We start from the raw sequence: 6,827 nt of genomic DNA, 5'->3' as shown, positions 1-6,827 counted from the left end.
CCCTGCCATGCTCTCCCCTGATCGCGGTCACCGCCGGGACTGACATCCCCGGCACTTTGGAACAGGGCCCTTTGGCAAGGGCACGCAGAGACAACGTTCAGCGTGCGGGAGGAAGCTCCCGTCCCGCCTCCGCCCCTTGGCGGCGCCGCCACTCCTTACAGCTGATGATCCGCACATCAGATACAGAACGCACCACAGCAGACGGGAACCGGACGGGCAGCAAGCCTGGACCGGCCATTTCCGGTACTTGCTAGAACGTGCTGGATACTCCAACCCGGCCATAGCCGGAAACCTTCACTCCGGTTGCGGCAGGCTCCTGCTTTTGCGGCGGGTTCGCCGCCTGTCCGCCGGTATCACAGGCGGCCAGGCCCAGGAGGGCCAGAACAACAACAGCTGCTTTCATCGCAATATCCTCAAATGAAAACCGCCCCGGCATTGCGGCGGGGGCGGTTGTGAAATGGTGGCTGAACCGGAGCGCATCAAGGGCGCCCGGCACTAGAAGCCCAGGTAGACGCTGACCGGCCCCTTGTGCAGCCCGACGGCGCCGCCGGCATGGACACCGCTATCGCCCACGCCAATGCCTGCGTTCAGCGTCGGCTGCACCGGCTCGCCATCCACACCGCAGGCGGCCAGCGCCGCCAGCCCAAGCAAAGCAATGATCATGTTGCGCATTTTCTGCCTCCCCGCCGCGGGCCCTGCATCGCGGCCTCAGCCTGCCAGAATCTCCGTCCAGCGGGCGATCTGCGCGCGCACTTGCGCCGGCGCAGTGCCGCCGTAAGACATCCGCGAGTTTACCGAATTCTCAACGCCAAGCACAGTAAAGATATCTTCGGTGATCTCTGCATGCACCCCCTGCATATCCTGCAGCGAAAGATCCGGCAGGTCGCAGCCGCGGCTTTCGGCCATCGCCACCAGGGTGCCGGTCACGTGGTGGGCATCGCGGAACGGCACCTTCAGCACCCGCACCATCCAATCGGCCAGATCGGTAGCGGTGGAGAAGCCGGACCCGGCCGCCGCCGCCAGCGATTCGCGGTTGCCGGTCATGTCCTTGACCATGCCCTCCATCGCCGCCAGCGCCAGCATCCAGTTGTCGGCGGCGTCAAACACCTGTTCCTTGTCTTCCTGCATGTCCTTGGAATAGGCCAGCGGCAGCCCCTTCATCACCATCATCAGCGCGGTATTGGCGCCAAAGATCCGGCCCACCTTGGCGCGGATCAGCTCGGCGGCGTCCGGGTTCTTTTTCTGCGGCATAATCGACGAGCCGGTGGAGAACCGGTCGCTGAGGGTCACAAAGCGGAACTGGGCCGAGGACCAGATCACCAGTTCTTCGGCAAAGCGCGACAAATGCACCGCGCTGATCGACGCCACAGACAGGAACTCCAGCGCAAAATCGCGATCCGAGACTGCATCCAGCGAGTTGGCAGCGGGGCGGTCAAAGCCCAGCGCCTTTGCGGTCATCTCGCGGTCGATCGGGAAAGACGTGCCCGCCAGCGCCGCCGCCCCGAGGGGCGATTCGTTCATCCGCACGCGGGCATCGCGCACGCGCGACAGGTCACGGCCGAACATTTCCACATAGGCCATCATATGGTGGCCCCAGGTCACCGGCTGCGCGGTCTGCAGGTGGGTGAAGCCCGGCATCACCCAGTCAGCCCCCGCCTCGGCCTGCGACAGAAGCGCACGGATCAGCGCCAGCAGGCCCGACTCGGCCGCGTCGAGCTGGTCGCGCACCCAGAGTTTGAAATCGGTCGCCACCTGGTCATTGCGGCTGCGGCCCGTGTGCAGACGGCCGGCAGGCTCGCCGATGATCTCTTTCAGGCGCGCCTCCACATTCATATGGATGTCTTCCAGTGCCGTGGAAAACTGAAACGTTCCGCCCTCGATCTCTGACAAAACGGTGAGCAGCCCTTCCCGAATGGCTTCGGCATCATTATCCGTAATGACGCCTGCTGCGGCCAACATTGCCGCATGGGCCCTTGAACCTGCGATGTCCTGTGCTGCCATCCGCTTGTCGAACCCGATCGAGGCGTTGATCGCCTCCATGATCGCGTCGGGACCTGCGGCAAAGCGGCCGCCCCACATCTGGTTCGAGGATTGATCTGTCATGGTGTGGAACCCCGGAGATAATATGCGTCTGTTTCGTCAGCTTTCCCTTTATATGGCCCTGACCTTGGGTGCAAATGCGGCCTTTGCCGCGGATCAGGCGCAGCTGGAGGGCTTGCGCGACGGCTCGCTGAAGCGGCTGGTTGTGCATTCTGAGCCGCGGGATGTGTCCGCCACCGCGTTTGAGCTGGCGGATGGCGCCGGCACCGCCAGCCTGGAGGATTACAAAGGCAAGGTGGTTCTGTTGAACTTCTGGGCCACTTGGTGCGCCCCCTGCCGCAAGGAAATGCCGCAGCTGGCCGAGCTGCAGGAGGAATTCGGCGGCGCGGATTTCGAGGTGCTGACGATTGCCACCGGCCGCAACTCGCCCGCCGGCATCCAGAAGTTCTTTGATGAGAACGGCATCTCCAACCTGCCCCGACACCAGGATCCGAAACAGGCGCTGGCGCGTGAAATGGCGGTGATCGGCCTGCCGATCACGGTGCTGCTGGACCGCGACGGCAACGAGGTCGCCCGGCTGCTGGGCGATGCCGAGTGGAATTCCGACAGCGCCAAGCAGATCGTCAAGACGTTGATTGGCGAATAGGCCGCGGGGCCCACAGCCACCAACGACACATCAGGCATTTATACCGCAGCCTCCCGGTGTACAGGTAACCAGTATACCGGGAGGGTCCCCAGGAAATTCAGGTATTGGATGGCCAGCGGCCTGCGCTCGGGCACGCCCGCCTGACCCGGCAGAATTTCGCACTATTTGATTCCTGAGGGACGCCCCCGCAAGGCGCCCGCTAATAGGGTGGAGAGTGATATGAAACCTGTTGTGCTACTGATCGGCAAGCTGCCGCATGTGATCGGCGATGTCGCAGAGCAGCTTGACCATCTGCCAATCCAATGGCTCGGCGCGCATGACCAGCCCGAGGTTGTGCGCCAGCTGGAAACCGAACCGCGCATCGCCTGCGTGATCATGGGCGCGGGCCTGGACGATCAGATCCGCGGCGACCTCATTGGCATCATTGCGGCGCTCAGGCCCGATATCTGCATTCACCTGAAGGACCGCGCGTCGGGGCCGGACGGGCTGGTGCCCTTTGTCGAGCGAGTGGTCCGGATGCAAGTCCTGGCTCCGCCGCAGCGCACGGCCGCGGCGGTTTAGGCAAGAGCCGCCCGCGCGGGTCGCGGTCCCTGCCCTGGCGGCGGGGCAGGATGCGCTTGACCCCACGCCACCTTTGACAGCCGCCTGCCCGCCCGCCAATCTGCCCGGCGGGAGGAAACAATGCCGCTTGAACTGCTGCTGGCCCTGGTTGCGGGCGGGATAGCCGCAATTGCCGCAATCCTGCATCTGTCGGGACGGTCTGAACGCGCTGTGCTGACCGCGGAAACTGCGCGGGCAGCCTGGCTGCGGCATTGCCCCGGCGACAGCATCCGCAACGTGCGGCCTGCGGCAGACGGCCAGGCGGCGCTGATTGCAGCCCAAAGCGGCGCGGGCCTGGTTTGGGCCTTTGGTGCCGCCACCGTGGCCCGGCACCTCAGCGGTGCGGAAGTGTCCCCCAGCCCCAACGGTTTGCGGTTTGACTTCAACGACTTCAGCGCTCCGGGCCTGTCTCTGACGCTGACGGCGGCCGAACGCAAACACTGGCAGGCGCTGATCGCCGCCGCCAGGGCCGCGGCATGAACGGAACACTCTCTTACCCCGATGTGACCCAATTGGCAGTGCCGTTCTTCATCGCCGCCATTCTGGCCGAACTGCTGTGGATCGCTTTGAAAAACCGCGGCGGGCGGTATGAGACGCGCGATGCGGTCACCTCGCTGATCATGGGCGCGGGCAGCGTCGCCGAAGGGCTGCTGCTGGGCCTTGCCGCCTGGGGGGGCCTGATGCTGCTGTGGCGGATCACGCCGCTGGACATGGGCACCTCCCTGTGGGCAGTGCTGGTATGCTTTGTGCTGGACGATCTGCGCTATTACTGGGTGCACCGCCTGGGCCACCGGGTCCGCTGGGTCTGGGCCAGCCATGTGAACCACCATTCCAGCCAGCATTACAACCTCACCACTGCGCTGCGGCAGACCTGGACCGGGACCTTCACCTTCATGATGGTGGTGAAGGCGCCGATGGTTCTGCTGGGGTTCCACCCGGCGCTGGTGCTGTTTTGCGGCGGGCTGAACCTGATCTACCAGTTCTGGATCCACACCGAGGCCATAGGCCGCCTGCCGCGCTGGTTCGAGGCGGTGATGAACACCCCCAGCCACCACCGCGCGCATCACGGCCGCAATGCGCGCTATCTGGATTGCAACTATGCCGGCGTGTTCATCATCTGGGACAGGATTTTCGGCACCTTTGTGCCCGAACAGGACCACGACCGCCCCGATTTCGGCCTGGTCCACAACATCGCCAGTTTCAATCCGCTGCGGGTGGCTTTTCACGAATGGGCGGGCCTTTTCAAGGACATTGCCCAGCCCGGCCTCAGCTGGAAACAGCGGCTGCTCTATGCGTTTGCACCGCCGGGCTACAGCCACGACGGCAGCCGCAGCACCTCGGCCGGGATCAAGGCAGACCACCTCGCCCGCCATCCCGAGGATGCAGGCACCCCCGGCTTTGACAGCTAGGCCGCCCGCGGCGGCGGCCGGCGGATCGTTCAAATTCGAACTTTAATTCCGCCTCAACCCTTTTGCGTGAAACTGCCGGGAGCATCATACTGTGTCACAACTTTGCCGGAACAGGGTCGCAGCAGCACATGAGCAAATTCAACCCCAATGCAGAAATACCCGAAGGTTCTGAAAGCCCGCTGAACGCGGCGGTGACCGGCCGCGACCGCTCCACGCTGGACATGGTTTCAGAGGCGGTGCGCCACAATCAGACCGTGCTGGCCTATCAGCCCGTCATGCAGGCGCTGGCGCCGCGCGGGGTGGCGTTTTACGAAGGGTATATCCGGGTGCTGGATCCGGCAGGCCGGGTGATTCCCGCCCGCGAATTCATGCATGTGGTCGAAGAAACCGAAATCGGCCGCGAGATGGACTGCCTGGCGCTGCAGCATGGGCTGCGGGCGCTGGATAAATACCCGCAGATCCGCCTGTCCGTGAACATGTCGGCCCGTTCCATCGGCTATCAGCGCTGGTTCAAGGTGCTGGAGCGGTTTCTGAAACGCGACGCAACACTGGCCGAGCGGCTGGTGCTGGAAATCACCGAAGCCTCGGCCATGGCGGCACCGGAACTGGTGACGGACTTCATGGGGCGGATGCAACCGCACGGGATTGCCTTTGCGCTGGACAATTTCGGCGCCAGCACCACCTCGATCGGCCATTTCCGCCAGTTCTTCTTTGATGCGGTCAAGATCGACGGCCAATTCGTGCGCGGCGTGCACGCCAGCCACGACAACCAATCCGTTGTGCGCGCGCTGGTCGGCATTGCCAAGCAATTCGACATGTTCACCGTCGCGGAATCGGTGGAAAGCCAGGCGGATGCGGAATTCCTGGTCGATACCGGCGTTGATTGCCTGCAAGGCTACCTGTTTGGCGCTCCTTCCGTTTCGCCGCCCTGGATCGCGGAGATGAAGCACCGCCGCGAGGCAGGCTGACCGCAGCCGCGACCCGGCACCGCAGACGGTCGCTGAAACATCCCTGTGCAGAAGCACCGCAGTGCGCGCCGTTCGCCGGGCGGGAAAATGTTAAAGGCGCAGCGGGGACAGGACACCAGCCCGCCCTGCGAGGCAACGGTGCCGCGGGCACCCTGCGAAGGGCTAAGGTCTCTTTGCGCCGCCTCTATCGCCTGCGCATCAGCGCCTCGGTACTGCCAGCCCTGTTATTCCTGTCTTTCCCGGGACCGGTCCGTTGATGCCATTTGCGCGGCGCGGCGCCGCTTTGCAGACGGATCACCCCGGGCTGACGGGAATCCTGTGTTGCACGGCGTTTCTGACGGTTGACTCTGCTGCCCCCCCTGAGACACCCTGTCAATTGCTGCACGTGCAGCAATAGATTATGTCGGCATCCGGAGGACACGGGTAAGATTGTTGCGCGCCAGATTTCACATCCCGCGCGCAAAGATCCCCCGGAAGACCTGAATTGATGGCAGAGGACCAGAAATCAATGACCAATGTTGTAATTGCATCCGCCGCGCGCACCGCCGTCGGCTCCTTTGGCGGCTCGTTCGCCAACACCCCTGCCCACGATCTGGGCGCAGCCGTGCTGGAAGCCGTGGTTGAACGGGCCGGTGTGGACAAATCCGAAGTCTCGGAAACCATTCTCGGCCAGGTTCTGACCGCCGCCCAGGGCCAGAACCCGGCCCGTCAGGCCCATATCAATGCCGGCCTGCCGCAGGAAAGCGCCGCCTGGAGTCTGAACCAGGTGTGCGGCTCGGGCCTGCGCGCGGTGGCACTGGGCGCCCAGCACATCATGCTGGGCGATGCCTCCATCGTTGCCGCCGGCGGCCAGGAAAACATGACCCTGAGCCCCCATGCCGCGCATCTGCGGTCCGGCCATAAGATGGGCGATATGAAATAAATCGACACCATGATCCGCGACGGTCTGTGGGATGCTTTCAACGGCTACCACATGGGCCAGACCGCCGAAAACGTGGCCGAGCAGTGGCAGATCTCCCGCGAGATGCAGGACGAATTTGCCGTTGCCTCGCAGAACAAGGCGGAAGCAGCCCAGAAAGCCGGCAAATTCGCCGATGAGATCGCCGCCTTCACCGTCAAGCACCGCAAGGGCGAGACTGTGGTGGACCAGGACGAATACATCCG

General features: G+C 64.0%; 8 protein-coding genes and 1 pseudogene. 6 read left to right on the top strand and 3 right to left on the bottom strand.

Going from position 1 to position 6,827, the window contains the following annotated elements:
* Positions 1–250: 250 nt before the first annotated feature.
* The 3 genes from VOI29_RS21140 to argH all read right to left on the bottom strand — a co-directional run bounded on the left by VOI29_RS21140 (position 251) and on the right by argH (position 2,103).
* The gene (locus VOI29_RS21140) at positions 251–403 is read right to left on the bottom strand and encodes a hypothetical protein (protein ID WP_323783412.1); all 153 of its coding nucleotides are present in this window, start codon (positions 401–403) and stop codon (positions 251–253) included.
* 92 nt (positions 404–495) lie between these two features.
* Positions 496–672 (bottom strand): hypothetical protein, encoded by a 177-nt coding sequence (locus VOI29_RS21135; RefSeq protein ID WP_323783410.1) that lies wholly within the window; start codon positions 670–672, stop codon positions 496–498.
* 36 nt (positions 673–708) lie between these two features.
* Positions 709–2,103, bottom strand: a complete 1,395-nt coding sequence (gene argH / locus VOI29_RS21130) for an argininosuccinate lyase (protein ID WP_323783408.1) — start codon at positions 2,101–2,103, stop codon at positions 709–711.
* A gap of 22 nt (positions 2,104–2,125) precedes the next feature.
* Here argH and VOI29_RS21125 point away from each other — a divergent pair, with 22 nt between their 5' ends.
* From VOI29_RS21125 to VOI29_RS21100, 6 genes and pseudogenes are all read left to right on the top strand, one after another.
* Positions 2,126–2,686 carry a TlpA disulfide reductase family protein gene (locus VOI29_RS21125; protein ID WP_323783406.1) on the top strand — a complete coding sequence of 187 codons (561 nt, stop codon included), beginning with the start codon at positions 2,126–2,128 and terminating at the stop codon, positions 2,684–2,686.
* Positions 2,687–2,905: 219 nt separating this feature from the next.
* Positions 2,906–3,247, top strand: a complete 342-nt coding sequence (locus VOI29_RS21120) for a hypothetical protein (RefSeq protein WP_323783404.1) — start codon at positions 2,906–2,908, stop codon at positions 3,245–3,247.
* 120 nt (positions 3,248–3,367) lie between these two features.
* Positions 3,368–3,766, top strand: a complete 399-nt coding sequence (locus tag VOI29_RS21115; protein ID WP_323783402.1) for a hypothetical protein — start codon at positions 3,368–3,370, stop codon at positions 3,764–3,766.
* The gene (locus VOI29_RS21110; protein ID WP_323783400.1) at positions 3,763–4,695 is read left to right on the top strand and encodes a sterol desaturase family protein; all 933 of its coding nucleotides are present in this window, start codon (positions 3,763–3,765) and stop codon (positions 4,693–4,695) included. Before VOI29_RS21115 ends, VOI29_RS21110 begins: the two co-directional genes overlap by 4 nt.
* 128 nt (positions 4,696–4,823) lie before the next feature.
* Entirely contained in the window at positions 4,824–5,663 is an 840-nt protein-coding gene (locus VOI29_RS21105) for an EAL domain-containing protein (protein ID WP_323783397.1), read from the top strand.
* A 508-nt stretch (positions 5,664–6,171) separates the two neighbouring features.
* Positions 6,172–6,827, top strand: a pseudogene (locus VOI29_RS21100) (acetyl-CoA C-acetyltransferase); the annotation flags it as partial.

The organism is Leisingera sp. (assembly GCF_034669605.1).
Lineage (GTDB): Bacteria > Pseudomonadota > Alphaproteobacteria > Rhodobacterales > Rhodobacteraceae > Leisingera.
The sequence above is the reverse complement of the archived record's forward strand: the minus strand, read 5'-3'. Positions and strand labels throughout refer to the sequence as shown.